The 24,943-nt window shown below is 66.0% G+C and carries 28 protein-coding genes and 1 pseudogene; 11 read left to right on the top strand and 18 right to left on the bottom strand.

Annotated elements, in window-relative coordinates; translation table 11 throughout:
- From NLF94_RS08465 to cbiT, 9 genes are read right to left on the bottom strand one after another with little or no spacing between them, the layout of a single operon-like run.
- Positions 1-1,227, bottom strand: coding sequence for a CbiX/SirB N-terminal domain-containing protein (locus NLF94_RS08465; RefSeq protein ID WP_254841026.1), 1,227 nt, complete (start codon positions 1,225-1,227; stop codon positions 1-3).
- Positions 1,224-1,940 (bottom strand): cobalamin biosynthesis protein, encoded by a 717-nt coding sequence (locus NLF94_RS08470; RefSeq protein ID WP_254841027.1) that lies wholly within the window; start codon positions 1,938-1,940, stop codon positions 1,224-1,226. The genes NLF94_RS08465 and NLF94_RS08470 overlap by 4 nt, the downstream gene beginning before the upstream one ends.
- Positions 1,933-2,196, bottom strand: a complete 264-nt coding sequence (locus NLF94_RS08475; protein WP_254841028.1) for a ferredoxin — start codon at positions 2,194-2,196, stop codon at positions 1,933-1,935. The genes NLF94_RS08470 and NLF94_RS08475 overlap by 8 nt, the downstream gene beginning before the upstream one ends.
- The gene (gene cobJ, locus NLF94_RS08480; RefSeq protein WP_254841029.1) at positions 2,186-3,262 is read right to left on the bottom strand and encodes a precorrin-3B C(17)-methyltransferase; all 1,077 of its coding nucleotides are present in this window, start codon (positions 3,260-3,262) and stop codon (positions 2,186-2,188) included. Before cobJ ends, NLF94_RS08475 begins: the two co-directional genes overlap by 11 nt.
- Before the next feature lie 2 nt (positions 3,263-3,264).
- Positions 3,265-4,164 carry a precorrin-3B C(17)-methyltransferase gene (locus NLF94_RS08485; RefSeq protein WP_254841030.1) on the bottom strand — a complete coding sequence of 300 codons (900 nt, stop codon included), beginning with the start codon at positions 4,162-4,164 and terminating at the stop codon, positions 3,265-3,267.
- Between the two features lies 1 nt (position 4,165).
- Positions 4,166-5,146: a cobalt-precorrin 5A hydrolase gene (gene cbiG, locus NLF94_RS08490; protein WP_254841031.1), complete on the bottom strand. Its 981-nt coding sequence runs from the start codon at positions 5,144-5,146 to the stop codon at positions 4,166-4,168.
- A gap of 3 nt (positions 5,147-5,149) precedes the next feature.
- Positions 5,150-6,016 (bottom strand): cobalt-precorrin-4/precorrin-4 C(11)-methyltransferase, encoded by an 867-nt coding sequence (locus NLF94_RS08495; RefSeq protein WP_254841032.1) that lies wholly within the window; start codon positions 6,014-6,016, stop codon positions 5,150-5,152.
- Positions 6,013-6,867: a cobalt-factor II C(20)-methyltransferase gene (locus NLF94_RS08500; RefSeq protein WP_254841033.1), complete on the bottom strand. Its 855-nt coding sequence runs from the start codon at positions 6,865-6,867 to the stop codon at positions 6,013-6,015. Before NLF94_RS08500 ends, NLF94_RS08495 begins: the two co-directional genes overlap by 4 nt.
- The gene (cbiT, locus tag NLF94_RS08505; protein WP_254841034.1) at positions 6,864-7,433 is read right to left on the bottom strand and encodes a precorrin-6Y C5,15-methyltransferase (decarboxylating) subunit CbiT; all 570 of its coding nucleotides are present in this window, start codon (positions 7,431-7,433) and stop codon (positions 6,864-6,866) included. Before cbiT ends, NLF94_RS08500 begins: the two co-directional genes overlap by 4 nt.
- A gap of 147 nt (positions 7,434-7,580) precedes the next feature.
- On the opposite strand from cbiT, the gene NLF94_RS08510 reads away from it, so the two are divergent.
- From NLF94_RS08510 to NLF94_RS08520, 3 genes and pseudogenes are all read left to right on the top strand, one after another.
- Positions 7,581-8,396 carry a DUF7839 domain-containing protein gene (locus tag NLF94_RS08510; protein ID WP_254841035.1) on the top strand — a complete coding sequence of 272 codons (816 nt, stop codon included), beginning with the start codon at positions 7,581-7,583 and terminating at the stop codon, positions 8,394-8,396.
- A gap of 26 nt (positions 8,397-8,422) precedes the next feature.
- Positions 8,423-9,382, top strand: a pseudogene (locus tag NLF94_RS08515) (GHMP family kinase ATP-binding protein).
- Between the two features lie 151 nt (positions 9,383-9,533).
- Positions 9,534-10,103 (top strand): metal-dependent hydrolase, encoded by a 570-nt coding sequence (locus tag NLF94_RS08520; RefSeq protein WP_254841036.1) that lies wholly within the window; start codon positions 9,534-9,536, stop codon positions 10,101-10,103.
- 51 nt (positions 10,104-10,154) lie between these two features.
- Here NLF94_RS08520 and NLF94_RS08525 read toward each other — a convergent pair whose 3' ends face one another.
- Entirely contained in the window at positions 10,155-11,027 is an 873-nt protein-coding gene (locus NLF94_RS08525) for a DUF4870 domain-containing protein (RefSeq protein WP_254841037.1), read from the bottom strand.
- A gap of 20 nt (positions 11,028-11,047) precedes the next feature.
- Positions 11,048-11,650, bottom strand: a complete 603-nt coding sequence (locus tag NLF94_RS08530; protein WP_254841038.1) for a hypothetical protein — start codon at positions 11,648-11,650, stop codon at positions 11,048-11,050.
- Positions 11,651-11,764: 114 nt separating this feature from the next.
- Here NLF94_RS08530 and NLF94_RS21125 point away from each other — a divergent pair, with 114 nt between their 5' ends.
- On the top strand, positions 11,765-11,992 hold the full coding sequence (locus NLF94_RS21125) for a hypothetical protein (RefSeq protein ID WP_491562647.1): 228 nt from the start codon (positions 11,765-11,767) through the stop codon (positions 11,990-11,992).
- A gap of 13 nt (positions 11,993-12,005) precedes the next feature.
- Here NLF94_RS21125 and NLF94_RS08535 read toward each other — a convergent pair whose 3' ends face one another.
- On the bottom strand, positions 12,006-12,386 hold the full coding sequence (locus tag NLF94_RS08535) for a hypothetical protein (protein ID WP_254841039.1): 381 nt from the start codon (positions 12,384-12,386) through the stop codon (positions 12,006-12,008).
- 182 nt (positions 12,387-12,568) lie between these two features.
- Here NLF94_RS08535 and NLF94_RS08540 point away from each other — a divergent pair, with 182 nt between their 5' ends.
- From NLF94_RS08540 to NLF94_RS08550, 3 genes are read left to right on the top strand one after another with little or no spacing between them, the layout of a single operon-like run.
- Complete coding sequence (locus tag NLF94_RS08540; protein ID WP_254841040.1) at positions 12,569-12,832, top strand: hypothetical protein; 264 nt, start codon at positions 12,569-12,571, stop codon at positions 12,830-12,832.
- Between the two features lie 59 nt (positions 12,833-12,891).
- A complete protein-coding gene (locus tag NLF94_RS08545; RefSeq protein WP_254841041.1) occupies positions 12,892-13,668 on the top strand; it encodes an ABC transporter ATP-binding protein in 777 nt (258 codons plus the stop codon).
- Positions 13,665-15,275, top strand: coding sequence for a hypothetical protein (locus NLF94_RS08550; protein WP_254841042.1), 1,611 nt, complete (start codon positions 13,665-13,667; stop codon positions 15,273-15,275). The genes NLF94_RS08545 and NLF94_RS08550 overlap by 4 nt, the downstream gene beginning before the upstream one ends.
- A gap of 705 nt (positions 15,276-15,980) precedes the next feature.
- On the opposite strand, the gene NLF94_RS08555 is transcribed toward NLF94_RS08550, so the two are convergent.
- The 4 genes from NLF94_RS08555 to NLF94_RS08570 all read right to left on the bottom strand — a co-directional run bounded on the left by NLF94_RS08555 (position 15,981) and on the right by NLF94_RS08570 (position 18,863).
- Positions 15,981-16,424: a hypothetical protein gene (locus NLF94_RS08555; RefSeq protein ID WP_254841043.1), complete on the bottom strand. Its 444-nt coding sequence runs from the start codon at positions 16,422-16,424 to the stop codon at positions 15,981-15,983.
- Positions 16,417-16,809, bottom strand: a complete 393-nt coding sequence (locus tag NLF94_RS08560; RefSeq protein WP_254841044.1) for a DUF7994 family protein — start codon at positions 16,807-16,809, stop codon at positions 16,417-16,419. Before NLF94_RS08560 ends, NLF94_RS08555 begins: the two co-directional genes overlap by 8 nt.
- 118 nt (positions 16,810-16,927) lie before the next feature.
- On the bottom strand, positions 16,928-17,554 hold the full coding sequence (locus NLF94_RS08565; RefSeq protein WP_254841045.1) for a hypothetical protein: 627 nt from the start codon (positions 17,552-17,554) through the stop codon (positions 16,928-16,930).
- A complete protein-coding gene (locus tag NLF94_RS08570) occupies positions 17,547-18,863 on the bottom strand; it encodes a right-handed parallel beta-helix repeat-containing protein (protein WP_254841046.1) in 1,317 nt (438 codons plus the stop codon). The genes NLF94_RS08565 and NLF94_RS08570 overlap by 8 nt, the downstream gene beginning before the upstream one ends.
- 138 nt (positions 18,864-19,001) lie before the next feature.
- Here NLF94_RS08570 and NLF94_RS08575 point away from each other — a divergent pair, with 138 nt between their 5' ends.
- On the top strand, positions 19,002-20,237 hold the full coding sequence (locus NLF94_RS08575; RefSeq protein ID WP_254841047.1) for a Dyp-type peroxidase: 1,236 nt from the start codon (positions 19,002-19,004) through the stop codon (positions 20,235-20,237).
- Positions 20,238-20,251: 14 nt separating this feature from the next.
- Here the strand turns inward: NLF94_RS08575 and NLF94_RS08580 are convergent, their stop codons facing one another.
- Both NLF94_RS08580 and NLF94_RS08585 read right to left on the bottom strand, forming a co-directional pair.
- A complete protein-coding gene (locus tag NLF94_RS08580) occupies positions 20,252-20,455 on the bottom strand; it encodes a hypothetical protein (RefSeq protein WP_254841048.1) in 204 nt (67 codons plus the stop codon).
- A 99-nt stretch (positions 20,456-20,554) separates the two neighbouring features.
- Entirely contained in the window at positions 20,555-21,373 is an 819-nt protein-coding gene (locus NLF94_RS08585; RefSeq protein ID WP_254841049.1) for a hypothetical protein, read from the bottom strand.
- Positions 21,374-21,562: 189 nt separating this feature from the next.
- Here NLF94_RS08585 and NLF94_RS08590 point away from each other — a divergent pair, with 189 nt between their 5' ends.
- From NLF94_RS08590 to pstC, 3 genes are all read left to right on the top strand, one after another.
- Positions 21,563-22,396, top strand: coding sequence for a universal stress protein (locus NLF94_RS08590; RefSeq protein WP_254841050.1), 834 nt, complete (start codon positions 21,563-21,565; stop codon positions 22,394-22,396).
- A 200-nt stretch (positions 22,397-22,596) separates the two neighbouring features.
- Positions 22,597-23,736, top strand: coding sequence for a substrate-binding domain-containing protein (locus tag NLF94_RS08595; protein ID WP_254841051.1), 1,140 nt, complete (start codon positions 22,597-22,599; stop codon positions 23,734-23,736).
- Between the two features lie 96 nt (positions 23,737-23,832).
- Positions 23,833-24,942, top strand: a complete 1,110-nt coding sequence (gene pstC / locus NLF94_RS08600; protein ID WP_254841052.1) for a phosphate ABC transporter permease subunit PstC — start codon at positions 23,833-23,835, stop codon at positions 24,940-24,942.
- Position 24,943 lies beyond the last annotated feature (1 nt).

A 24,943-nucleotide genomic window follows, 5' to 3' on the forward strand; every position in this document is an offset into this window, starting at 1 on the left:
TTACAGTGTTTGATCGACGAGATCCGAGACGATACGGTCCCGATCGAGGTGGGACGAAACGATTCGCTCCGCGTCGGTCTGGTCGACATCCCCGTACCAGACACCGTCGGGATAGACGGCGACCATGGGACCGTCGCCACAGCGGCCGAGACACGACGAACGCGTGATCCGGGCGTCACAGGCGTCGGAGTCACGGGCCTCCTGTCGCAACCGTTCGAGCACGGCCGGTGAGCCGTCGGCGGCACAGGTCTGATTCGTACAGACCGCGACGTGTTTCTCCGGTGCGTCGTGCGCGTGGGGTTGGGCGTCCACGTCGTCACGATCTGCGTGGGATTCCTGGTGTGTCAGCGCCCGCAGCATCGCTCTCGCGCCGCCGACGTCCTCCTCGTACCCGTCGAGTTCCACCTTGTATTTGCAGGTGTCACAGGACATGTCCACGCTGTCCGTCCGGGCTTCCTGCCAGCGATCTCCGAGTACGTCCAGGAGCCGAGTGTCGGTCCCGAGCGGGTCGCCGGCCCCAGCGTTTACGTACGGATATTCGTCGTCGAACTCGGCGGCACCGTCGCGGATACGTCCGGTGAGTACGCCGTCCCCGAGCATGTACGGGAGTACCACCACGGCGTCCGGACGGTTTTTCGCCACCGTGTGGAGCGTCTCCTCGAGGCGCGGCTCGGTAACACCGATGAACGACGTTTCGACACGATCGAAGGAGCGCCCCTCGTATAGTAACCGAGCGAGTTTGTGTGCGTCACTGTTCGCGTCCGGGTCGCTGGAGCCACGGGCACAGAGGACGACCGCGACGTCATCGTCGTCGCGGTCGATTCCCAGCTCCGCTTCCACAGCCGCGGCCCGATCGTCAAGGAGGTCCACGAGTGCGGGATGTACCCCAAGATGTGCACCGTTGTGGATTGTGATCTCAGGGTGTTCCGAGCGGGCGTTCTGGACTGCCAGTGGCACGTCGTTCTTGACGTGACTGGCGGCGAAGAGCGACAACTGGACGACGGTGATTCGCGAAACACTCGAGGCGAGCCCTGCGATGGCGTCGGGAATCGACGGTTTCGCGAGTTCGAGGTACCCCGCGTCAACCGGGACGCCGAGTCGTCCTTCCAGGTCGGCGGCAAGCGTGAGAACCTGTTCGTTCGACTTCTCGCGGCGAGATCCGTGTCCGACCAGCAGCACCGCTTCGTCGTCGAGCCCGATCGAGGTCGCTTTCGCGTTCGTGGTCATCGGGAGAGCTCGCCCACCTCACTACCCGTTGCACGTTCGACGCTCCGGCGGAGTTTCTGCCGCCGCTCCGTCGAGTACAGTCCCGACCCGTCGCTGCCGGCGTACACCCATCGTGCAAACGCCGCCGTGTCCGCATCGTCGCCCAGACCGAACCAGTATCCACCGGAGGACGTCTCGGAGAGGTCGTCGGCCGGAACGTGGGGATCAGCGGCGTCGAGGAGCGACTGAACCGTCCGAAGTAGGGCTTCGTCGTCGTGGACGAACGAGACACCGACCGACCCCGAGGACTCACGGAAACAGACGGTGCCACAGGCCTCGAGTAATCCACGAACGAGCTGTGGACGGTACTCTGAGAACGTGTCGAACCGATATCCACCAGGCTGTCCGTCGATGGGGAGTCCAAGCGCGGCACTTGCGCGGTCGGCCAGCATCCCGAATACCTGTAACTTGTACTCGTCTTCGAACCGGACGATCGAGGCATCGTGCGACGACTCGCGGGCAGCGATTCGGTGGTCGTGGTCCGTTCGACCGGCGCCGGCGATCGCCGCAAGCGCGTCGGCCGACGTCTCATCTGCCGTCCGAACGGTCACACAGTCCTGAGTCAGTTCGCCATCACCGGCTACGCGTCCCCAGAAGTACGCCGTGGCCGGTGTCGAGGTGAGCAGATCCTCGACCGGGTCCGGCGTCGTGGATTGTCGGTTCGCGTCACTCATCGTCTTCCTCCGTCAGCACCTCGATCGCGTCGACCGGGCAGGCGCGGGCCGCCTGTTGGGCGGCCGTCAGCCGCTCGTCGGTGAACGTCACGAGCTGTTCTCCGTTCATGTCGTGCTCCTGATGACTACCGTCGGCGTCCTCGTCGATGGTCGCCAACCCGTCCGAGGCCTCGACGAAGCGGTCGTCTCGGACGAGACAAGCGAACACGCCATCACAGGCGCTACGGTCGAGCCGAACCTGATACTCAGTAGTCATACTTGGACTCGTACCCCCGCGGCGTCACCATCCGATCGTCCCAGACGTACGTCTCCTCGTTTCCGACGAGGATCGTCGTCGTCATGTCGACGAGGTCCGTCTCGCCGAGGTCCTCAAGCTCTCCGAGTTCAACGATCTCAACCTCCTCGTCGTCGCGGCCCGCCCCGTGGACGACCCCGACAGGCGTGTCCGGTGAACGGTGTTCCATGAGGATCTCACAGCACTTCTGGAAGTTCTCCCGGCGCTTGCGGCTCCAAGGGTTGTAGATCGCGATGGTGAAGCCCTCCTTAGCTGCCGCGTGGAGCCGTGACTCGATGGTTGGCATCGACGTCAGGTGGTCCGACAGGGAGATACTGACCGTGTCGTTCACGAGCGGCGCGCCCAACCGCGCGCCACAGGACTGGGCTGCGGGGACGCCGGGGACGACCTCGAAGTCGACCATGCTCGCGGTCGCACCCTTCGACTCGAGGATCTCCAGCGCCAGACCAGCCAGCGCGTAGACGTTCGGATCGCCGCTTCCGATGATGGCGACATCGTTACCTGCGAGCGCGCGATCAATCGCTTCCTCCGTGCGAGACACTTCTCCACACATCGGCGTATCGTACAGTTCCTCTGCCGACTCCGTGACCTCTTCTGGCAGGAGTTCGACGTACGTGGTGTACCCGACGATATGCTCCGCGTCGAGCAGCGCCCCGCGGGCACGCTGGGTCATCCCCTCCGGCTGTCCGGGACCCAATCCAACTGCGATGAGTCGTCCGGGATCTGCCTCGAAGTCGTCGACAGTAGACCCGACCTTCTCGTCGGTCGCCGACTTCTTCGAACTGCCGCATCCAGAACTCGACGACGTCGTGGACCCGCCACACGTCGACGCGCTCTCACCAGCATCTGTCGCCGTTCCGGCTGCGCTCGTGACGCCACCGTCGGCCTCGGCGTCCGGGGTCGAAGCGCCGCATTTCGAACTGGATTCGGTGTCAGTCGCAGTTTCAGCCGCGTTCGAATCGTCACTCGCTCCACAGCTGGTTTCGGTGTCTGTGCTCGTCTCAGTGGTGATGTCGTCAGTGCTCATTGTCAGAAGTCGTCGACGTCACGCCCGCCGCGCGGGGTGACGAGGTGTTTGCCGTAGTCGTTCTCCCAGACTGTCGTCTCGTGATTGCCGATCAGAATGGACGTTCCCATCCCGCCGACCTCGTCGTCGTGGTCGTTCGCCTCGCCGAGGGTGGTGATGGTGTGTGTCTCGTCGTCCAGATTTCGACCTGCGTCGCCACGGCCGGCGTCATTGAAGATGCCGACCGGCACGTCGTCGGCTCGCTCCTCGCAAACCACGTCGATGGCGCGTTGATAATCCCGCCAGCAGTTGTAAAGGACGATGACGAAGCCGCTGATCGCTGCGGCTCGGAGCTTCTCTTCGATCTCGTCCCATCCGCGCCACTTGTCGGACAGCGACACCGTACAGAAGTCGTTCGACAGCGGTGCGCCGAGGTTCGCCGCGCCACCGAGCGCCGCCGTCACACCGGGGACTACTTCGATGGGAACGTCGTACGCCTCGTCCGCCTCGGCCATCGTGTACAGGAGGTCGCTCTTGCCGTAGACGTTCGGATCGCCGCCAGAAACGTGGGCGACATCTTCGCCCGCCCGGACGCGCTGGAACGCCTCACGGGCCAGTTCGACCTGCTTCCCCATCGTCGAGCGGATGAGGGTCTGGCGGGTACCCCCTGGCCGTTCGAAGACGGTACCGGACTCGTCTCCCGCCGCCGTTCCCCCGTCAGGTGCGGCTTCCACCTCGGCGTTTTCTGGGGGGAGTGTTCCGTCGCGACGGAGGAACTCCTGGTAGAGGTTCGACGCGATGACGCAATCGGCGGTGGTGATGACGTCCTTGGCCCGCTGCGTCATCGCGTGGGGCAGTCCAGGGCCGATGCCGACGACGAAGAGGGTCCCCATCGCGTCGGCGGTGGCATCTCTGCCATCCATGTTACCGCCCCACCGCGACGGTCACGGCGTCATCGAACCGCTCTTTCTTCCGGGCGAGGTCGTGCTCGCGTCCGCCGGCAATAGCCGACGCTTCAGCGATACCCGGCCAGCCGATGAGTTCCTTCGACCGCGAGGGTGAGGGCCCCTCGAACCCCTCCAGCGTTTCCTTCTCGAAGAGGACGACCCCCGCACCGATCTCCTGGGCTGCCTCGTAGAGTCCTTCTTCACCCTCCTTTCGGGTGCCAGTCGCGATGAACTCCACGTCCGAAAACTCCAGATTCAGGTCGTCGAGGACAGCCTCCCAGGCATCGAGTACCTGCGCTTTCTTCACCCCCGAGACGGTGCCGGTCCCGAGGACGACGCCATCGGCCGCGTTGCGCTTGAGCACGGTCACGTCGTCGCCGACGAGGACCGCTCGGGGGCCGTCGAGACGGGCCACCGGACCGAGTTCATCGTTCAAAACGGCGAGGTTCGTCGCGACCGTCGAATCGCCGTTGACGACGTGGGTGTCCAGCGCCTTCGCCTTGCTCTCGACGCCCTGCTTGCCCGCAGCCTCGCTCGCGGTCGTCATCGCCGGGACTGCGCCCAGTTGTGAGAGATCGTGGGCGACCTGATTTGCACCGTGGTGGCCACCCGTGATCGGGATTGCCCACGTGAGCGCTTCGTCGACGACGACGATAGCGGGATCGTCCCACTTGTCATCGAGGAGCGGCGCGGTCTTGCGCATCGCGATCCCCGAGGCCATCAGCCCGACGAAGCAATCGTACTCGCCCCAGTGTTCCGCGAACACGTCGCCGTGGTACTCGATGATATCCACGCGCTCGTAGGCGTCGCCGATTCCCGCCTCGATCTCGCGAGCGGTGTCGAGTTTTCGTTCGAAGCTGATGATCGCGATCTCCTCGGCCACCTCGCCGTCCGAGTCCGGTGTGGAACAGTGACCGCTCGATTCGTCCGAATCCGCGTCGTTGGTGTCGGTACTCATGGTTCAGTCGTCTGCTTCGCTCTCGGTGGAACTGCGGTTCGCCCAGTCACCGTACAGGTAGGAACGCTCGTATCCCGCTTTTCGCGCCGCATCGCCGATGATGACGAGCGCGGACGCACGGTAGCCGGCTGCCTCCAGACGCTCGCCGATCGTTCCGATGGTCCCCTCGATGATCTCCTCGTCCGGCCACGAGGCGTGATAGACCACGGTAACCGGCGTCTCCGGGTCGTGGCCGTCTTCGAGGAGGCGGTCCATCGTCTCGCCGACCGCGTGAGTGCCGAGGTAGATGCAAGTCGTCACATCACCCATCTCGACGAACTCGCCGATGTGATCGTCCTCGGGGTCGAGGGTCTTCCCCTGAGGCCGGGTGAAGGCGACGTGGTTGGCCACGCCGTTCAGCGTGAGCTGGGTCCGGAGCGTCGCACTGGCTGCGAACGCCGAGGTCACGCCTGGAATAATGTAGGTCGGGACCCCCTCGTGTTCCAGAGCATCCATCTGTTCCAGCGCTGCTCCGTAGATTGCCGGGTCGCCGCTGTGGAGACGGACGACCGTCCGCCCCGCCTCGTAGGCGTCCCGCATCAGCGGCACCAACTCCTCCAGGTCTTTACCGATGCTCGACACCTGCTCGGCGTCCGCACAGTATTCGTCGAGAAGTTCGCTGTTGACCAGCGAGCCGGCGTGGACGACGAGATCTGCCGCCTCGACCAGCTCTCTACCGGTGACAGTGAGGAGCCCTGGATCGCCGGGACCGGCACCGATGAACGGGATGCCCTCCTGTCTCTCGCCAGCAGTTCGCTCCTCGATCCGAGGGTCTCGCTCCGCCGCTCGGGTGGCCGCCTCCGCGTCGATAGCGTCTTGCGGGTCGGTCATCGCGGCGGGACCTCCGGGACTTCGTCGCCGCAGGCTTCACCTTCGGCTCGCTCCATCGACACGGTATCACTCCGAAATTCATCCACGGACCAGGGCTCTGAGGCAGGCTGCGCCCCGCCATCGGTCTTCACCCTCGCTCCGGTGCCAGAGTCGCTCTCCGATTCGGTCTCTTCGAAGGCCGCAGTCGCCGGCTCCGAATCGAGATCGCATTTCTCCGCGTAAGCCAGCGTATAGTAGTCGCGTTCGGTCAGCGTTCCGGGATCATCCGTCACGACCGTCTCGCCCTGATCCATGTACAGTCGGCGGCCGTACACCACGTCATAGCCCGCCTCAACGAGCTGTTCGTGGGTCGTCGGGACATCGGTGACCTTGAACAGAAGCATCCGATCTGGTCCGGTAGGTGCTGCACCACGAGCGGCCTCGTGAAGCGCGAGACTCGCCCCGGAGGAAATCTCGACGCCAAGAGCCGTGGTAAAGGCCGTTACGGCACTCACCCCGGGAACGACCACGATATCGACATCAGCGTGAAACGCGGAGAGCGTCCGCCGCAAGTGCCCGAACGTCGAATAGACGTTCGGATCACCGAGCGTGACGAACGCCACAGTTCCGTCGCGAGCACGCGGTGCGATCTCTTCAGCGGCCTCGCGCCACGCTCGCCGGAGTTCGTCCTCGTCGCGAGTCATCGGAAAGTCGACGTCACCGATTCGGTCTTGGGGGACGTGTTCGGTCGCAACCGATCGAGAGAGGCGTCCCGGCGAGTAGACGACGTCCGCTGCTTCGAGGACGCGACGTCCGCGTACGGTTACAAGGTCGGCGTCGCCGGGGCCGAGTCCGATACCGTAGAGAGTCATCGCTGTCCCCCGTCTGCCGCAACCGCATCGGTCCCGCCCACCAGCATGTACACCGGGTTGTCGGAATTGAAACTCGTCGCGCCGGCGAGTTCGTACCCGTGACTCACCTGGAACTGGACGACCTCTTCCAGGAGGTCCCGATTACGGAACGCCTCGGTGGCGGATCCAGCGACTTCGAGCCGCGAAACGTTCATGACGATACGGTCAACCTCGGTTTCGACTGCGTGGTCGAGGACTGCCTCGTAGTTCCGACTGCCGCCGATGAACAGGACGTCTGCGTCGCCGGGTAACCCCTCGGGAGCTTCGGCTTCCCGAAGGTCAACGCCCCCGGTCACCTCATTGGCAGCGAGATTTTTTCTGGTAGTTTCGATTCGTTCTGCTTTTCGTTCGAGTGCAGTGACCCGACCCGCGCGCCGCGCCGCCTCGATCGTAACGGCGCCGGTACACGAACCGACCTCTGCGAAGTGGTCGGTCGACCCGAGGTCGAGTTTGCTGAGAAGGACGGCCCTGACCTCCGGTTTCGTCGGACCGGCCTTCGCATCGTGTGGGAGCGATACGTGTGCCATCGCCGAACACAACTATCGTGAGGCGTAAAACAATTTTGGTTGTTTTAGAGAAATTTAAGTTGGGTAGTTTGCCGTAGAGGTCATGTTTACCCAACCTCATGCGTTCTAAGCCAAAGTTACTTTAGTTCGCAGTCCAGAGAAGAGATAATGCCGAAGAACGCGGCCGATCCCGAGGAATTCGGCGTTCTCCAGAGCAAACGTAACGCCACACGGTATCAAATCCTCGTCCAGATCGCAGAACGACAACCCGCGGTAAACCAACAAGAGATAGCCGATGCTATCGGGGTCACCTCCCAGGCTGTGAGCGATTACCTCCAAGACCTGGTTGAACACGGATACGTCAACAAGCACGGCCGTGGCCGATACGAAGTAACCAAGGAAGGAGTCGACTGGCTGATCTCACAGACCGACGAGTTGCGCCACTTCATCGAACACGTTTCTGAAGACGTCATCGGACAGGTCGAGATCGAGACTGCAATCGCGACGACGGAAATCAGCGAAGGAGAGACCGTATCACTGACGATGCAGGACGGTGTTCTACGGGCTATGTCTGGTGGGGCCGGGAGCGCAACTGCAGTTGCAGTCACGAACGCGGAGGCAGGGCAGGATGTTGGAATTACGAATTTCGACGGGGTCGTCGATTACGACTTGGGTTCGGTGACTATCGTCTCGATCCCACGGGTTCAAAACGGCGGAAGTTCGGCGGTGGATCCGAATAGAATCGCTGAGATGGCCGAAAGCCACGATCTGATAGCGGTTGGTGGAGTCGAGGCTATCGCCGTCGCTGAGGCAGCAGATCTCGAGCCAGACATTCGTTTCGGAAGCGCGTCTGCTGTTCAAGAAGCAGCTGCGAAGGGACTCGACATACTGCTCCTATCTTCGACAGATCTGCTCTCGGCACACACCGACAAACTCCGGGATCAGAATCTCAGTTATGAGGTCGTGGACGTGGCGGACACGTAGCGCCGCCAACTAGCGGACCTGTGAATATGAAGGCCAGCGCGCGTGCCCACCCGATCCAAGGGCTGATCAAGTATCACGGCCAGAGGGACCCCGCCCTGAATATCCCGTACCACGATTCGATTTCAGTCTGCACTGCGCCCTCGGAGACCCGGACGACCGTAGCCTTCGGGTACGATACCGACACCTGCCACGTCAACGGGTCCCCAATCGACGACGAGGGATACGAACGGGTGACGACCGTCCTTGACCTTGTCAGGAATCGTTCTGGTATCGATAGCTACGCCCGAGTCGTCTCCGAGAACAACTTCGAGTCGAACATCGGTCTTGGTGCGTCAGCCTCCGCGTTTGCTGCCCTCGCCCTCGCAGCGACGGATGCAGCCGGACTCGATCTTCCGCGCGAGAAACTCTCGTGACTGGCTCGGCGTGGATTTACATCTGCTGCTCGGAGCGTAACTGGGGGCTTCTCACATCTGCGTACGAGCGAACACGCGGAGGATTACGTCGCCGAACGGATATCTGACAGGTTTGAAGAGGACAGCCGTATCATCGTTGGAGTCGTGCCGGAATACAAGCGAACTTCTCGTGCTCATATGGAGACACCACAGTCACATCTCTTTCGTGGCCGGCTTGCACACATTCACAGCGAATTGGCCGAGATGCGTGATGCAATTCAGAGCGGAGATTTCGAATCGACGTTTGAGATTGCAGAGCGCGATTCACTCAACCTCCTCGCCGTGACGATGACCGGACCCGACGGGTGGGTGTACTGGCAACCGGAGACGCTCGAGTTACTCCAGTTAGCTCGTAGATTGCGAGAGACTGGTATTCCCGTCTATCTCTCGTCTGATACTGGAGCGACAGCGTACGTTAACACAACCGCCGAATACGCTGATGAAGTTTCAGACGCAGTCGAGGGATTGGGAGTAGAATCTCGGACGTGGCATGTCGGTGACGGGGTGGAGAGTATTGACCAGCACCTCTTCTGACTGAGAACATCTCAGTCTATGGTTTTTTAATGGACTCGAGGAAAGTCGATTGCTTGAGAATCCGAAGAGAACATCCTATGCATTGAGACGGCCAGTCTCAACTACTGGAAGGGGAAGGTTCAGGTACATCTGCCCGATACCGGCGACACGAATGCTCCCGTGGGGTCACCTGGCGGTCGCCTACATCGCCTACTCGCTTGCCGTCCGGGTTCGAGGCGGCAGCCCCTCCGGTGCAGCCGTTCTGGCGCTCGCCGTGGGCACGCAGTTCCCCGACCTGATCGACAAACCACTCGTCACATGGGTGGCCCTGCTGCCCTCGGGGCGGAGCCTGGGCCACTCGCTTCTCTTCGCGCTCGTCTGTGGCGCCGGCCTCTGGCTGCTGGGTCGGCGGTTCGACCGGCTGGACGTCGCCGCTGCCTTCCTGTTCGGCCAGCTCGCGCACGTCGCGGCCGACGCCGTCGGCCCGGCGACGGCCGGCCGATGGGCCGAACTCGGATTCCTCGGCTGGCCAGTGACGCCGGCGTACCGGTACAGTGCCGATGGGGAACGCGTCCTCGTCGAGTACTTGCTGACCCAGTTGACGACGCCGCCGCACTACCAGCTTGTCCTCTTCGGCGTCGCGGCCGCGCTCTGGATCGTCGACGGACGGCCGGGCCTGCTTGCGACCCGTACTTGGCTCCGCGAGCGGTATCGAACGGCCGTCTCGAACCCGGACCGGTGACCGTTTCCGACGGGCCATCCGCCACCTCGAGTACGACTTTCCGTCCGGCGGCTACCCGCTTTCCGCTGTGTCGGTAGTCCCGGCCGTGAAGCGACGGACCAGATAGACCACCATCACGACCCACAGCGTGGCCGCGTAGCCGTACACGGCGTCCCCGGAGGGGTTCCCGGAGCCGTAATAAAAGGTGGCTGCCAGGTACGTCACGGCGCCGCCGGCCACCGCGACGCCGACGTACGCGAGCCAGGTGGGGTTCCACGCCGTATCCGCGCCTCTCACGTCCATCACGTCCCTGTAGGCGGCGAGGGGCGCGAACAGCGCCACGACGAGTACGAACGCGACGACGACGAAGAATGCCCCTTCGGGGAAGATTGCCTCGACGTCGCGGCCGAGTACGGACCACAGGAGGCCGCCGAACAGGACCGGCGCGGTCACGACGTACACCGCGAGGGGCGTCCACCAGGCGAGACCGACGCCGAACTGGACGCCGTCGCCGTCAAGCACGTCCGGCGCAAGCGGGTACTCCCAGGCGCTTCCGAACACGGCCTTGCCGGTGGCGACGAGCGAGAAGGCGAACGTGCAAAACGCGACGAACACGGTCGCGGACGCCGCGACGAACAGCAGTCCGGCAACCGGGAGCAAGACCAGATCAGGGAGAACGGCCCCGCCGGCGATGAAGAGGCCGGCGAGCAGGAACACACCGGCCAGTGCTGCCGCGTACAGCACCTGCCAGTTGAGCGCGTTCCGGGCGTTCGACCGGGTAAACTCGTGGTCGGCGGCCGCGTAGACGACGAGCGGCCCGACGAACGACGTAAACAGGCCGAGCAGGTGGACGAAGATGCCGGCTAGCGTTCGCTCCGCCAGGACGTCCGGTCCCGGCTGGGAGGGCTGTTCCGCTCGGGTCGTGGTGTCGTGTTCGTTGGACATGGCTTTCGTGTCGGTGTGGGTTACTTCGAGACGGATCGATCGCGGGTCGGCACGAGACCTCGGGGGCCGTCGTTGCGGACCGTTCGAGCGATGCGTTCGGCGAAGAGCAGGACGAAACAGACGGCGAAGAGGTTCGCGGCGGCCGCCCAGAGCCCGTTTTCGCTCCCGATCGCTGGATCGACCGTCGTCAGGGCCGCGACAGTCCCGAGGACGAACAGGACCAGACACAGCTGGAAGCCGGCCAGCACGAGCGTCCGGATGCCGGCGGGGTTGCGCAGTCGGACGAAATCCGAAAGCGAGAGCGTCTCCAGCGGCGTCTCGTGGGACAGCGCCTCCTTCGCGGCCGGCGCGAGCGGCCAGTTCGACTCGGGGTGGTTGACGTAGTAGAGGGTGATCGACTCGGGGTAGGTCTCCGCGGCGACGACGTCGATCTCGCGGAGTTCGATTAGCCGGTTTCTGACCGTCTCCTTGCTCACGTCGGGACTCACCCGGGCGCGGATCTGCTCGGCCGAGAAGAACGGCCGCTCGGCGTCGAGCATCGTCTCGACGACGTGCCGCTGTGTGAGCTTCTTGTCGAGGTCGTGATCGGTTCGGTCGTCGATCCACGCTGGGAGGGCCGACATCGTCCTGGTGGCTCCGGCTTGGAGACACCGAAGGATAAACCCACACGTCGATTTGGCGGGCGCCAACCGCCAAACTGCGGCCGAACGGCGGCGATTTCCCGGCCGGGGCGTTTCGTGGCCGCACGACCGGGGACCGCAGGCGCCAAGACCGAATCGTCCGGTTCGTGGAACCAGCTAACCGAACACGTCGGCCTCACGACGACGAACGTCTGCAAACAGGAACTAGAGCAGCACGTCGAGAACACACGCGAAACGACACCGGGGTACCGAATCGATAGGTACAGGGAGTCCGTTCGGCAATCTTGGCAGGATGGATTCACCCCGAAGCCAACTACGACGTAGTCGTTACTGCGAGTTACGCCAGCGTGTAATAGACCGACGTCCCGTTTTCCGTCTCCACTTCTTTGGTCGTCACGATTCCCTCCTCGACTAGTTCGGTGAGTGCTTCATCGATATCGTTGACCACGATTGTCGAGGCAGCAACATCACCGGCAAAGTCGACCAGACCGTCAGCGAGCACTCCCAATGGATTCCGCGTCCGATCCATGAATACGGGGCTAAAATCGACGCCGAGAACGATTTCCCGCTCGGTGAACGCCCTGTTCGGCCGCTCGCTTAAAAAGGACGTAATGAGGTCTTTTTCAGTTTCGATGGGCCCCTCTTCGTCGTTGGCGATCGGCTCGTCACCGCTAACTTCGACCGTCCCCGACTCGAATTCCTCATTGGAGATTGGCATTCTATCTCGTCATAATGGACGACGGAGGTAATTAATTGTCGAACGTACTGGGAGACGCGTCGCCTCCGACCGCCAGCCAGGTGTCTTTCTCAGCCGCATCTAGGTCGGGTTCTTCATCGCCGATTTGCGCGTTCTTTTCAGCAGCGTCGAATTTATGTGACGAGGTGGTACAGGAATGATCCATGGCCGAGATGACCGAGAGAGTGACCGACCGCGCGGACGACGGGTTGACGAAGACGGAACTGTACGCCGTCGTCAAGCGGGCGGTCAAGGACGCGATACTGGAGGTGCTCGGGACCGTCGCCCGGCTGGGGCTCTCACTGTTTCTGATCGGCGTCGGCGGTGGTGGCGCCATCGTCGCGTCGTCGCCCCTCGAAATCGCCGTCAGCGCGGTGCTCTTCGTGCTCGGTCTCGTCAACGCGGCCGTCGTCCTCGACGTCATATAGGCCAGGACGCTCCCCGAGTCGAAACTGTTAGGCGTGTTCTCCCGGAACGTCCGGCACTCGTGCCCTCCAGAACCGCCGATGTCGCAATCGAGGCGCGGGACCTCCAGAAGCGTTACGACACGGAGGTCGCCCTCGACGGCGTCTCGCTCTCCATCCCGACCGGAACGGTGTACGGCTTTCTCGGGCCCAACGGCGCCGGGAAGACGACCACGATGCGCATCCTGACGGGGCTCACACAGCCGACCGCCGGCAGCGCGCGAATCCTTGGTACCGAGGTCTCCGACCGGCGTACCCTGTCGTCGCTCATCGGCTATCTCCCGGAGAGTCCGCCGCTGTACGAGGAGTTCAGCGCCAACGAACAGCTCTCCTACGTCGCGGACCTGCGGGACATCCCGCGCGAGCGGGCCGACGACCGGATCGACGACTACCTCGAACGGTTCGACCTGGCCGAGGACGCCGACCGGCGCATCGGCGAGTACTCGAAGGGGATGAAACAGAAGACCGCCTTCATCCAGAGCGTGCTGCACGACCCCGACGTCCTGTTCCTGGACGAACCGACCTCCGGGCTGGACCCGCGTGCAGCCCGCCGCATCCGGGAGTCCATCGCGGCCTTCGCCGACGACGGCACGACGGTCTTTCTGTCGACGCACATCCTGCCCGTCGTCGAGGCGGTCGCCGACGAGGTTGGCGTCCTCTACGACGGCCGGGTGGTCGCCGAGGGGTCGCCTTCGGAACTGCAGTCCCGCGCGGAGACGGGCGAGGGTGGCACACTCGAGGACGCCTTCCTCGCGGTGACGAGCGAAGGCGACGCCGAATCGGTGGCCCGGCCGGAATGAACCTCCGACGCGACCTCCGCGACGGCGCCCGGATCGGCCGCGCCGAGGCGACCCGCAGCGTCCGCCGACAGCTGGGTAGCACCCGCCGCGTGGTCGGGATGGCTGTCGCCGTTCTGTTCCTCGGCGGGAACTTCCTGTTCGCCCTGCCGGCGGTGTACGCCCTCGGCCGAACGGCCGAGTCGCTCTCGGCGCTGCCGTATCTCGGCGGCTCCCTGACGCTGGTCCCGGTCGGGCTGTTGCTGCTCGCGGGCCTCCGGACCCTCGAACGTATCGCCGCCAGCGACCAGGAGGCGCTGCTCCTGACGACGGTCCACCACCGGGCGGTCGTCGTCGGACTCGTCCTCGCCGAACTGTTCCGGCTGGCGGCGTGGTTCGGCCCGCCGCTCGTGGCGCTCCTCGTCGCGTTCGCGCTCGGGGTGGGGTCGGCCTCGCTCCCGTTCGCCGCCCCCGTCGTCGCGGTCCCGGTGGTCGCGTGGACGGCCGTCTGGGGGTACGCCCTCGGGCTGGCGGTCCTCCGGGCGCTCCGCCGGCTTCCGGGCGTTCGCCGCGTCCTGAAGGTCGTCGGCGTCGTTGCGATGATCGGCCTGATCGTCGCCTCCCAGTTCGTCGGGCCGTACCTCGTCGAGGGGGATGTCTCCCTCGAATCGATACTGGACACGCTCGCGTTCGCACCGCTCGTCGATTACGTCGCACTCGCCTTCGTCGGGACTCGCCTCGGCGGGCCGATCACGCCGGCCGCGGTCGGCGTCCTCGCGGCGCTCGTCGTCTCGACGCCGCTCGGACTCGCCGTGGCGACCCGACAGGCGAGTAGCCTCTGGTTCACCGACGTCCACCGATCCAGCGACACCTCGGCGGCACCGACGTCGTCGGGCGACTTCACGGCACCTCGCCCCTTCGCGTGGCGCAAGAGCGGCCGCATCGCGTGGGGGCTGCTCGTCCGCGGGATTCGGAACCCCGGCGAACTCAGCCACCTCGTGATGGTCCTGTTCTTCATCGGGCCGCTGGCCACCACCGTCGTCCAGTCGTCGGGTGACGCCCTCGGCGCCCTCGTCGCCGGCACCGGTGTCGGTCTCGGGACCTACCTTGCGGGTGCGACGTTCGGGCTGAACCCCCTCGGCGAGGACCGGCCGCAACTGCCGCTGTTGCTGTTGACGCCGACGACACCGGCGACGCTGGTTCGCGGGCGCGTACTCGCCGGTCTCGCCGTCGGCGTCCCGGTGGCCGTCCTCGTTTCGCTCGCCTCGCTGGCGCTCGGTTCGGCGCCGACGACGGCGGTCGCGCTGGCCGCGGTCGGGGCGGCGATGTGTCTCGCTGCCGCCCTCTTTGCGGTCGGTCTCGGTGCGACCTACCCGGTCTACACCGAACGGAAGTTCTGGGGGACCGAGACCGTCGTCCCGTCGATGCTGGTGATGTTCGGCTACATCTTCGTCGTCGGCGGCGGCACGGTCGTCGGGCTGGTCACGACGTGGTTCGCCGTCACCGGCAACCTCACGCTCACGCCTGTCTCCGGCGTCGGAATCGGCGTATACCTCCTCCTGACGGTCGGCATCTCCTACGGGGCCTACCGGTACGCGCACCGTCGATACAGGCGATTTGCGATCGATTGAGGCTACCACCGGGGGACGGCCGTGGCCAGCGAGACCGGGCGGGTCGCGGTCGGGGTCACCGGGGGCCTGCGGGTCGCCGGCGCGCCACGACGAGGCTACCTGTAACAGTGAGAGAGTCCCGCCCTTCAGGGCTGGCGTGAATCGCGTCACTTTCACTCCGCTTTCCCCGTATTTATGCCCGCCTGGGTCGAACGCAGACGTGACTCAAGCGCCGAAACTAATCCGAGAACACATTGGGGTCCTCTCCGCCGATATGGACGGACACCACCCTCGACTGCTCGGGGCCACAACGGAGAAGGGAGACAGCTGTGGTGTGCGAAATCCAACGTCCTCACACTACCCGTACCTCCGCTGGAACGGGCGGTTAACGCCCGTGTACGAGAGCGGGTGACGGCACGACCAATCCAACCCCTGCGGCGGTTGAGCCTCGCCACCGTGGCAGAAAGGCGAGGCAGGCCGATGGCACGGCCCGTGCGTCCCCGACCGCGAACGGCGGGGGCGAGCCCGATGCTGTTTCGGGCGCTGTGCAAGGAGATACCGTGTCCATCCCGGACACCGAACCCGCCACACCCCTCGCGGGGCTCACGGACCGAGCACGAACCGGAGTACGCCCACGCGGCGGAATCTTGCCCCCGTTGGTGTCGGACCGCCCGACCCCAACCGTGCGGGTGTGGGGAAACCGCGCCGTTCACCGCGCGGAGGATGTCATAGGAGGCGCCGGAGGCCGCCCACGCCGCCGAACCGGTCAGTGCCAACCCTGAGAACGGCCTCGAGACCGCCGGCGAGAACCGCGAGCGCGAACAACAGCGGCCAGACGGTCAGGTACGACGAAAGCGGGTGGAGGTGGGTCCCGTAGGCCCACATGTAGACGGTGTTGCCGAAGAGTCCCGCGGTGACGATGGCCGGCGTGCAAAGCGACAGTCGGGCCAGCAGGTACAGCGGGACCGCGGCCACGAGCCAGAGCCCGCCGCCGGCGTACCCGACGCCGAGGGCTGTCGTGACCGGGTCGCCGCCCGCGAAGTACAGGCCGTTCGACCGCATCCACGCCAGCACGACCACCGCGTAGACGACCCCGCCGACGGCGGCGAACAGGCTGGCGTCCCGCCAGCCACCTGTCGTCCCGTCCCGGCGGTGTGGGCTCTCAGTCATCGCGCCAGTCGAGTTGGGTCCCGCGGGTGTACCTCCCGGCGAACACGAGGAGATCGACGCCCAGCAGTGCGAGCGAGAGCCCGCCGACGCCGGCCAAAAGCAGGTAGAGCGATCCGCCGGCCGTCCCGAAGACCCCGAGCGGGAGCGACAGTCCGAGCAGGACGTTCCCGAGCCCGCTCCACCGGTACCACGCCCAGCCACCCGGTCTGTCGGCGGCCGCGAGCAGATCACAGCCCCCGGCGAGCGCCACGAGGAGTACCTGCCCGGCCAGAACCGGGGTCGCAAGCAACCCGTCGCCCAAGAGTGTGACCACGACCACCGCGACGGCGAGCAGGAACACGCCGAGCGCCGCGTTCAGCCGTCGCTGCGTTCGGCCCACGCTCATGGGTGTGAGCAATGTGTCTGGATTCCGTATCGGCTCGAACTGGAGGGCAGCACGACCGCCGCTTCGGGTTCCGAATACAAACGAGCAGCGCGTTGCGGCCAGCGAACCGACGCCTCGCTCACTCCGGCCGTCCGGCGGGCGTCGTCGCGGCGCTGCCGGCGTCGCCGTCGTGCCGGTAGGCGCCGTAGCCGATGGCGACCGCGACGAGTCCCAGGAGTCGCCAGCCGAGGACGCCCGGTAGCTCGACGGCGTTCGTCCCGGCGACCAGATCGACGACGAACAGCACGAACGGGAGGACGAAGAGGCCCACGGCGACGGCGTAGGCCGCGATCGCCGTCCGTCGTTCGGGCGTCCTGGCTCGCTCGAGTACCCCGGTGCCGCCGTCGAGTCGGTAGACGGCGTAGCCGACGACGCCGGCGACCCCCAGCAGCATCCGGGTGACGACGACGGTCATGGTCTGGAACAGCACCACGGTCCGGCCCGAGAGGACGTCCGGCAGGAAGAAGAGGGCGGGCGAGACGGCGAGGATGGCGACGACGGCGTACCCGACGAAGACGAGTTTCTCGCGTTCGCCGCGGCGCGCACCGAGGAGATAGCCCGCGACGAGTGCGGTGGCGACAAAGACCGGGACGGGACCGGCCACCTCCGCGGCGACCCACGCGGCGGTCGCGCCGACGACGACCGCGCCGAGAACGACGCTGGAGAGGTGCTGGAGGTCGACCCCAGTGTCGGCCGTCTCAGACATCCTCGAGCCCCCCGATCGGCGGCTTCGGCGGTTCGGTCTCGGGGTCGGCGAGTTCGTACTCGTCGAGGTCGCTGCGGAGCGTCTCGGGGTCCGGATCCTCGACGGTCGCGTCCGTGCCCTGCGGATAGCTCCCGATCTCGTCGGCCTGCATGAAGTCCTTCAGGACGTTGAGGAACACCCAGACGTCGCCGAAACTGCCGTCGCGGCGCTGGAGGAAGGTCGGACGGGTACTCCCGACCTCGTTGTCCGAGAAGGCGTTCCCGGCGGCCGGTGCCGAAAGCGCCAGATCCGCCCGGGTCGAGCCTCGCACCCGGTTCCGCATCACGGCGTTGTTCCGGGGCCGATAGAGGTTCGTATCGCCCGTCACCATCGGGATGACGCCGATGCCGTACTTGTCGTGGTTCTCGATGGTGTTGTCGCAGATGTCGTTGCCGACGCCGCCGGCGACGACGACCCCGGCGCCCGACACCGCGTAGGCGTTCGAGTACATCGGCACCTCCAGATTGTTGTTGTCGTAGATCTCGTTGTTCTCGATGCGGATGCCGCCGTTCTCGTGGCCCTGCGGCGCGCCCTCCTGGGAGTCGAGCGTGTTCGGGACGATCCCGACGGCGTTGTCCCGCCAAATCGAGTCCCGGATGACGAGATTCCCCCCGGAGTTCGTCCCCGAGTATCCCATCGCGTTCTGCTCGGCGAGACAGTCGGTGATGACCGCGTCGGCTTGCTGGGTCTCGCCGATGTAGAAGCCCGCGTCCTTGCAGCCGGAGGTGTAACAGTGCTCGAAGCGGCCCTTCTCGGAGCTGAACGCGTAGATGCCGTAGACGCCGTTTCTGATCGCCGTCACGTAGCTCCCGCGATAGCCGGTGACGCTGTTGGTCCAGTAGACGCCGTTGCCCCGGTGGTCCTTGACCGTCAGGTTCTCGACGACCGTCCCGTCGGCGGTGGTCCTGATGCCGTTGTACCGCTCGTTCTCGCCGTCGATGACGACCTCCTCGCGGTCGGTCCCCCGGATCGTCAGGTAGGGCGTGTCGTTGATCTCGACCTCCTCGGTGTAGCGGCCGGGCGAGACCAGGATCAGGTCCCTCGGCGTGGCCCCGTTGACCGCCGCCTGGATCGTCTCGAAGTCGCCGCTTCCATCACCTGCGACGCGGTGGACGTCGTAGTCGTCGTACGGTTCCGGGGCGGTCTGCTCGCCCCACGACTCCGACCGGGCGACGTGGGCGTTCACGTCCCGGTTGGCCGACGCACCGACGACACCCGCGGCACCGACCGCCGCCCCCGCCTTGAGCAGCGTTCGACGATCCGTATTCATGGTGAACGTTGATCGGGTTTAGAATGTATAAGTTGGGGTGGTACGCTCCCGTACGCCGGAGGCGGTGGCCGCGACCCTGCCGGCTTCGGTCGCTCCGGCCCCCGAACCTTCTTGCTCCGGGCGTCGTACCATCCGGCCATGCATCGGCGGGCCGTCCTCCGGAGGCTCCTGGCGGCCGGCGGGGCGGCGGCGCTGTCGGCGTGTCTCGACGTGGAGTTCGACGACGACGCCCCCGAGATACCCAGCGGATCGCCGGACGACCGCCCCGACCGCCAGCACGCCTGGAACGCCGCTCTCGAGACCGACGAGCACGGCAACCGACGGCTCCCGAGACACCACGTCTTCCGCTCGCTGTCCTACGTCGGCGAGGACCGAGAGCGGGACCGGGGGCTCGTGGAGACGGCGCTGACGGACCTCGAACGCGCCTACGGGGCGAGTCCCGACGGCCTCCTCTTTACCGTCGGCTACTCGCCTTCGTACTTCGAGCGGTTCGGCGAGTCGCTCTCGGTCGACCTGCCGCCCGCCGGGCCGGTCGTACCGGGCGAGAACGTCCGCCGCGACGACGCCGACGCTTTCCTGCATCTCGCGTCCGATCACGCGAGCGCCGTCCTCGGGGCCGAGGCGGCGCTGTTCGGCGACCGGCCGGCCAACGGGACCGACGTGAGCCGACTCGATGGCGTCTTCGAACTGGCGGACCCGGAGGACGGCCGCCGGACCGGATTCGTCGGCGCCGGGCTCCCGGCCGACAGGGAGGGCAACTTCCAGGGGGTCCCACAGGAGGAGGTCCACGAGGCGGCGCCGAACTTCATGAACTTCCGGTCCGGGCTGAAGGGCTCCCAGGCGACCGAAGACCGGGTCACGATCCGGGAGGGCCGCTTCGCGGGCGGAACGACCCAGCACGTCGCGTTGCTCGTCCACACGCTCTCGAACTGGTTCGACCGCTCGACACAGGAGCAGGTCGCACGGATGTTCGCACCGGACGTCGACGCCGAGAACGTCGGCCCGGTCGGCGAGGAACTGACCGCCCACAACCGGGTCGACCCGGTCGACGAGTCGGCACTCCACGAGGTGGCCGACGAACACGGCGTCGTCGGGCACGCCCAGAAGATGGCCCGCTTCCGCGAGGACGGACGCCCGCCGATCCTCCGGCGCGACGTCAACACCGACCACGACCACGAGGCCGGCGTCGTCTTCGTCTCGCTACAGCGTGCCTTCGAGGAGTTCCGTCGTCTCCGGGTCGCCATGGCGGGACTCGACATCGCGGCGTCGACCCCGGTCTCCGAGCGTCAGGACAACGGCATCCTCCAGTACTTCCGGACCCACCAGCGGGGGAACTTCCTGATACCACCTCGTCGACTGCGGGCCCTCCCCTGACCCGACGCTACGTGTCAGTACAGCGAGACCCCACGCCGGAGTTCGACGCGACACGCCTCGTGGACCGCCCCGGTTCCACCCTGGAGATCGCCCGCCGGACGCAGGGGTTCCTCACAGACCCGGCAGATCGGCGACGACGCTGTCGTGACGGACACCTGTCGAGTCACCCAAGTGATAGAATCGCGCTCGTCGTGGTCGGCGTCGGTGTGTGATGACACGATGTTTCCCTCGACCCGGCTAGTCGCCGTACGGACATTGTTAGGAGCGCGATAACGACGGTTCGGCATCACTTACGGCTCCCCGTGGCCTCCACCCGTTCAAACGGTCGCGTTCAGCGGCCTCGATTGCCCCTCGTCCGCGTCCGGGATCCAGGCCGGTCGTTCGACGGCGACGTCGTTCCGGGGCGTGACCGACTGGGTGAGTCGAACCCGGACCGACCCGGCGCCCGTTCGCGCGTCGTAGGCGACCGCGAGTTCCCGGACCAGTCCCGCCTCCGTGACCGTCGCACCCACCGAGACGTTCCGCGGGCTCCCGGCCCGAACCCCGGAGAGGCCGCGGTCGAGGTCGACCGCCCCGGTCGAGTCGAGCAGAACCTGCCCGTCTGTGCCGCGAGTCACCTCGTAGTCGCCGGTCGCAAAGAGCCGCCGCGGAAGCGCCCGACCGAAGAAGTACGTCGCCGAACTACTGGCGGGCAGGCGGTTCGTAACCGTCCGCCCGTCGGCGAGTTCCGCCCGCGAGTGGACGATGTCCGACTCCCGATACCGGGTCCGGTTCTCGACGGCGGCACCGACCGGGCCGTCGCCACGGATCGACAGCGTGGCGATGACGACCCCGTCGGCGGTGCGTCGCTGGACGCGCTCGATGCGGAGCGTGCCGTCCGGGCCGCGAACTTCCACCGTCCGTTCGAGCCGGTGGGCCGTCGCGTCGAGCGCGCGGCCGTTGGCGGCCGCGAGGCGCTGTGGGCCGTCGACGCCGGCCGCACCGACGCCGGGCGGATAGGATGGCCGGTCGGTCGGCACCGCGACGGGCGTGGCCGTCTCCGTCTCGACGGCCGTACCGCCGCCCGGGAGGGCGGAACACCCGCTCGCGGCGACGAGAACGACTACCAGGGCCCAGCGGCCGGCGTCCGGAGTCACTGGCGCACAGTAGCGCACGCGCCTACCTAACGGTGGGGGTCACACATGTGGACCGCCGCGTTCCGCGGGTGGGCGACGGCGAACTAGAGGATCTCGCCCAGCGCCTCGACGACCCGTCGGTTGTCCTCGGGCGGGCGTCACGGCTGTTACCTTGTGGCTTCTAACGTGGCCGGGAGCGAACTGTCCTGCATGCCACGGAACGTACTGGTGCCGGTAGACGGCTCACCGCTCTCGAACGACGCACTCGAACACGCCACGGCGACGTTCCCGGACGGCACGTTCACGCTCCTCCACGTCGACGACCCCCGGTACACCGCGCCGGACGAAGACGTGTTGCGGCCCGAACGGGTGTTCACCGAGTTACTCGACGCCGCCGAGCAGCACGGCGTCGAGGTCGAAACCGAGGTTCGTGTCGGGCACCCGAGCCGCGAGATAATCGCGTTCAGCGAGGAAGCCGACGTCGACGATATCGTGATGGGGAGTCACGGCCGGGAGGGGGCGTCACGGATACTGCTGGGTAGCGTCGCCGAGCGCGTCCTGCGACGGGCGCCGGTCCCCGTCACGGTCGTTCGCCCCCACCAGCGGCGGGGCGCGACGCACCACCTCGTCGCGATAGACGGCTCCGAACAGTCCGAGAAGGCCCTGGAGTACGCGTTCACGGTCTTCCCGGAGGTCGAAACGACGATACTCCACGCAATCGACCCGATGGAGACGTACTACGGCGAGGGGCAACTGGTCCACTCGGAGGCGGCCTACGAGGAGATCGAGCGGGACGCCGAAGCGTTGCTTGCGGACGCCCGGGAGTTCGCCGAGGAGCACGGCGCCGAGGTCACGACGACGACGGTCGTCGAGTGGGGACCGAATCGGCCGGCAGCCGCGATTCTCGACTACGTCGACGGCAACGACGTCGACCATGTGATCGTGGGGAGTCACGGTCGGTCCGGCGTGTCGAGAGTGCTCCTCGGCAGCGTCGCCGAGACCGTCGCGAGACGGTCGCCCGCACCCGTTACGGTCGTCCGGTGAGGCTCAGTCCCGACTCGCCGCTGGCGTCGCCCTTCGCAGTCGCCGGGCGCCCGCCGTTCGCCCGCCCGAAAAATAGCGCTATATATCACAATTTCTACTCGGGTGGAGCAAGTACCGGCTCGTACCGGACCGGTGACCACCGTATCGGGGGGTACCCCTATTATAAAGTAGTTTAGTACTCTCTCGCGCCGGTTCTGGTGATGACGCGTGATGAAACGCGGCTGGCGAATCTCGCATCGCGGCGCAAGTTCCTGATCACGACCGGTGTTGCGGGGATCGGGGCCGTCGCCGGCTGTACCGATCAGAGTAACCCGGCGGAGGACGACGAGACGCCGACCGACGCGGGGATGGGCGACGACGACGAGACCGACACCGAACAGGACGACGAGGCCTCGGGGACCTCGCCCCTGGAGGCCGGTGGCTCCTCGACGGTCTATCCCGTCTCCAACACCGCCTCGTCGTACTGGAACGCCAACCGGCCGGCCAGCGACTCCGAGTACTGGCCGCACGGCGAGTACGGCATCGACACCGACAAGAACCTCGCCGACTACTGGGCGGGCCTGTACGGCTTCGAACCGGGCGAGGACGGCGACCCGCCGTTCACCGTCGCGGTCGCGCTCTCGCACTCCGGGACGGGCGTCGAGAAGGTACGCGACCAGAAACACGACATCGGGAACTCCTCGGGGAACGTCGAGGACGAACTCCCCGACCGTGACAGCTACGAGAAGTTCGTCGACCACGTCGTCGCCGTCGACGGCCAGCCGCTCGTGGTCTCCCAGGAGATCGCCGACGCCGGCGTCGAGACGATCACCGGCGACCAGCTAAAGGACATCTACAAGGGCCGCGTCGACAACTGGAGCGAGATCGGCGGCCCGGACAAGGAGATACAGGTCCTGGCCCGCGTGAAGGGCTCCGGGACGCGGACGTCGTTCGTCTCGAACGTCTTCGGCGATCCGAAGGCGAACACGACCGTCGACCAGCGGTTCGGCCAGAACCAGCGGCTCGCCCAGGCGGTCGCCCAGGCCGACAACGCCATCAGCTACCTCGCGTTGGCGTTCATCGACACCGACGGCCTCGCTCCGGTCGCCCTCGAGTGGGAGGGCACGACCTACGAGTACCAGGACGACCAGAACGGCCTGGACTCCAAGGAGTACCCGCTGTCGCGGGACCTCCACATGTACACCTGGGACGGCACCTCGATGAAGGAAGCCGCCTTCATCAACATGTGTCTCTCGGAGTTCGGCCAGGAGACGTTCGTCGCGCCGAACAACTACTTCACGCTCGGACAGCGCCGCCTCGAGGAGCAGCGCGCGAAGCTCCCCGATCAGGACCCGGTGTAACGGCGGACCGAGGCCATTCGCTCCCGCGGCACGCGGCGGACGCTGGACCGGCGGGTCAACGGAGCAGCCACGTTTTCAATCCATGCCAATTCAACTATGACAGACGTTACAGGTGGTCTCATCGGGGCGGACGCCGACGATGGGTCGGTGCTCGCGGTCGCAGCGTCGGCGCTGACGCTCGTCGCGGCCATCGCCACGTTCCTGTTCCGGCCCGGACTCGCGGTGCCGGTGCTCGTGGCGTTCCTCGTCGTGACGGCGGTCGGGTGGGTGACCTACCAGGCGGCGGTCGCCCGGCTCCTGACGCTCGTGGCGACGATCCTGACCGTCCTGACCGTGCTATTCATCACCCTGTTCCTGTTTGCGAGCGCGCTACCCGCGTTCCGGGAACACGGGCTCGGACTGTTGGCGATCCCGGTCGAGAACGGCGACGAACGCTGGTTCTTCTGGCTCCAGCACGTTCTCCCCGGGACGGATGCGATCTGGAACCCTCGGGGTGGTGCCTACTCGCTGATCCCCTCGATCTGGGGGACGGTCGTCGTGACGACCATCGCGGGGCTCGTCGCGGGCCCGCTCGGACTGCTCGGTGCGCTGTTCATCGCCGAGATTGCCAGCGACGGCGTCCGCGAGGTCGTCAAACCCGGTGTCGAGGTGCTGGCGGGCATCCCCTCGATCGTCTACGGCTTCATCGGCTTCCAGGTGCTCAACGAGTTCGTCCAGCAGTCGTTCCTCGACGACGGTGCGAGCTTCTTCATCGCCGGCCTGGTCGTCGGCGTGATGGCGCTGCCGACCGTCGTCTCGGTCGCGGAGGACGCCCTCTCGAGCGTCCCCGACGCGATGGGCGACGGTGCCGTTGCGATGGGCGCCACCGAGTGGCAGAAGATGAAGAGCATCTCGATCCCGGCGGCCTTCTCGGGCATCTCCGCGGCCGTCATCCTCGGGCTCGGCCGGGCCGTCGGCGAGACGATGGCCGTCGCCGCCATCATCGGGGCGCTGTCCGCCAACCTGAGCGCGCCGCTGTTCGACCTCTTCGAGGCGAACACGACGCTGACCAGTTTGATCGCGGTCAACTACGGGAGTGCCTCGGAGTCGACCGTGGACGTGCTGTTCGTCTCCGGCGTCATGCTGTTCGTCGTCGTCGCCAGCATGAGCATCGTCGCCCAGTACATCGAACGCCGCATGCAAACCAAACTCCAGGGGGACACCTGAG

This window comes from Natronomonas marina (assembly GCF_024298905.1).
Lineage (GTDB): Archaea > Halobacteriota > Halobacteria > Halobacteriales > Haloarculaceae > Natronomonas > Natronomonas marina.

Bases quoted from the DNA above. Each gene is read 5' to 3' on its own strand.
- cbiT (WP_254841034.1), bottom strand. From the start codon at position 7,433: ATGGCACACGTATCGCTCCCACACGATGCGAAGGCCGGTCCGACGAAA.
- NLF94_RS08555 (WP_254841043.1), bottom strand. From the start codon at position 16,424: ATGACTGAGAGCCCACACCGCCGGGACGGGACGACAGGTGGCTGGCGG.
- NLF94_RS08565 (WP_254841045.1), bottom strand. From the start codon at position 17,554: ATGTCTGAGACGGCCGACACTGGGGTCGACCTCCAGCACCTCTCCAGC.
- NLF94_RS08465 (WP_254841026.1), bottom strand. From the start codon at position 1,227: ATGACCACGAACGCGAAAGCGACCTCGATCGGGCTCGACGACGAAGCG.
- NLF94_RS08530 (WP_254841038.1), bottom strand. From the start codon at position 11,650: ATGTCGGCCCTCCCAGCGTGGATCGACGACCGAACCGATCACGACCTC.
- NLF94_RS08540 (WP_254841040.1), top strand. From the start codon at position 12,569: ATGGCCGAGATGACCGAGAGAGTGACCGACCGCGCGGACGACGGGTTG.
- NLF94_RS08525 (WP_254841037.1), bottom strand. From the start codon at position 11,027: ATGTCCAACGAACACGACACCACGACCCGAGCGGAACAGCCCTCCCAG.
- NLF94_RS08550 (WP_254841042.1), top strand. From the start codon at position 13,665: ATGAACCTCCGACGCGACCTCCGCGACGGCGCCCGGATCGGCCGCGCC.
- NLF94_RS08470 (WP_254841027.1), bottom strand. From the start codon at position 1,940: ATGAGTGACGCGAACCGACAATCCACGACGCCGGACCCGGTCGAGGAT.
- NLF94_RS08535 (WP_254841039.1), bottom strand. From the start codon at position 12,386: ATGCCAATCTCCAATGAGGAATTCGAGTCGGGGACGGTCGAAGTTAGC.
- NLF94_RS08485 (WP_254841030.1), bottom strand. From the start codon at position 4,164: ATGGATGGCAGAGATGCCACCGCCGACGCGATGGGGACCCTCTTCGTC.
- pstC (WP_254841052.1), top strand. From the start codon at position 23,833: ATGACAGACGTTACAGGTGGTCTCATCGGGGCGGACGCCGACGATGGG.
- NLF94_RS08520 (WP_254841036.1), top strand. From the start codon at position 9,534: ATGCTCCCGTGGGGTCACCTGGCGGTCGCCTACATCGCCTACTCGCTT.
- cbiG (WP_254841031.1), bottom strand. From the start codon at position 5,146: ATGAGTACCGACACCAACGACGCGGATTCGGACGAATCGAGCGGTCAC.
- NLF94_RS08570 (WP_254841046.1), bottom strand. From the start codon at position 18,863: ATGAATACGGATCGTCGAACGCTGCTCAAGGCGGGGGCGGCGGTCGGT.
- NLF94_RS08500 (WP_254841033.1), bottom strand. From the start codon at position 6,867: ATGACTCTCTACGGTATCGGACTCGGCCCCGGCGACGCCGACCTTGTA.
- NLF94_RS08475 (WP_254841028.1), bottom strand. From the start codon at position 2,196: ATGACTACTGAGTATCAGGTTCGGCTCGACCGTAGCGCCTGTGATGGC.
- NLF94_RS08595 (WP_254841051.1), top strand. From the start codon at position 22,597: ATGACGCGTGATGAAACGCGGCTGGCGAATCTCGCATCGCGGCGCAAG.
- NLF94_RS08575 (WP_254841047.1), top strand. From the start codon at position 19,002: ATGCATCGGCGGGCCGTCCTCCGGAGGCTCCTGGCGGCCGGCGGGGCG.
- cobJ (WP_254841029.1), bottom strand. From the start codon at position 3,262: ATGAGCACTGACGACATCACCACTGAGACGAGCACAGACACCGAAACC.
- NLF94_RS08560 (WP_254841044.1), bottom strand. From the start codon at position 16,809: ATGAGCGTGGGCCGAACGCAGCGACGGCTGAACGCGGCGCTCGGCGTG.
- NLF94_RS08590 (WP_254841050.1), top strand. From the start codon at position 21,563: ATGCCACGGAACGTACTGGTGCCGGTAGACGGCTCACCGCTCTCGAAC.
- NLF94_RS08510 (WP_254841035.1), top strand. From the start codon at position 7,581: ATGCCGAAGAACGCGGCCGATCCCGAGGAATTCGGCGTTCTCCAGAGC.
- NLF94_RS08495 (WP_254841032.1), bottom strand. From the start codon at position 6,016: ATGACCGACCCGCAAGACGCTATCGACGCGGAGGCGGCCACCCGAGCG.